We start from the raw sequence: 1,048 nt of genomic DNA, 5'->3' as shown, positions 1-1,048 counted from the left end.
GTATCTGGCCGTGGTTCCTACCTATTTCGCCCCTAAAACTGTCCGAAGTATTGATTAGACAGCCTACATTTTATTGCAGATGAGATGATAGCGCTCTCATATTCTCTTGACAAACACACCAATGAAAAATTGACACACTACGGCCAACTACATTGTGCAATCAATGTATCTACACCTAAAAAAATATCAGCGAAGAAGAACTCTTTAAGCTTTTCACTATAGATAATAGTTTAACTGCAAAGGCAGTAGTCTTTATAGAAAATATTATTCAGTGGTCAAAGTACAATGAAGTTGTAATATGGCTGAATCATGAGAATCATTTAGCCCAAGAGGGAGCAACAGTACTTTGAAAAAATGATCCTAAATTGATCCCCCTATATATAGACTTGCTAATCCAATCGGATCTGGATCACGAGGTTAACCAGGGCTATCAAATCCAACAAATTATAGATCTCTACGGTTTCACAAAAGACACGGTGAAACTACTCGCGCACCGCCGAACCGATGCTATGGGACATAGCAGGTATCGACGATGTTGAATACTATAAAGACCAGCTGGCAAATATATTCAAAAAAGAACCTAAACTAAGGGATCTATTTCTTGAGACATGCGCATCAGGGCTCTTCAGCTTTATATCCAACTACCGCACTGATTACTCAGACATCTTTGAAGATTTGGTGAGTATTGCCGAATTTATTGACAGCGAAGATGAACGTGAAGAATGGCTTAAATATAAGAAATCTGATTTGAGATCCTTAACGATAGAAACAACTGAAGATTAATGAGTAAAACCCTCAACAATTCAAGCATAAAGTATTAATCAATCTTTTATCATCGATTTATGACATTGTCGCTGCAATATCACAGTCTGGCATTGCAGCCATCAACTATAGGCCAGATCTTCTCTATCCCCAACCCCAACCCCAACCCCAGGGCTGTCCCATATAAATCAACTTAAATCGTGGCCGTAATTATCTTGTCTAAAGTTTCACTAGAGGCTGTAATTTAAATTGTGTAACTGCTCATGCCCCCATACTCTATACCGGA

1 protein-coding gene is annotated in these 1,048 nt (G+C 38.7%); it reads left to right on the top strand.

Going from position 1 to position 1,048, the window contains the following annotated elements; genetic code table 11:
* Positions 1 to 504 precede the first annotated feature (504 nt).
* A complete protein-coding gene (locus tag MO867_RS22210) occupies positions 505 to 783 on the top strand; it encodes a hypothetical protein (protein ID WP_252473231.1) in 279 nt (92 codons plus the stop codon).
* Positions 784 to 1,048: the final 265 nt, after the last annotated feature.

The organism is Microbulbifer okhotskensis (assembly GCF_023895975.1).
Taxonomy (GTDB): Bacteria; Pseudomonadota; Gammaproteobacteria; order Pseudomonadales; family Cellvibrionaceae; genus Microbulbifer; species Microbulbifer okhotskensis.
Note: the sequence above shows the minus strand (reverse complement) of the source record. Positions and strands in the feature narration are given on the sequence as shown.

What these genes read in the sequence shown, in the direction of transcription:
- MO867_RS22210 (WP_252473231.1), top strand. Translation starts at nt 505, where the DNA reads ATGCTATGGGACATAGCAGGTATCGACGATGTTGAATACTATAAAGAC.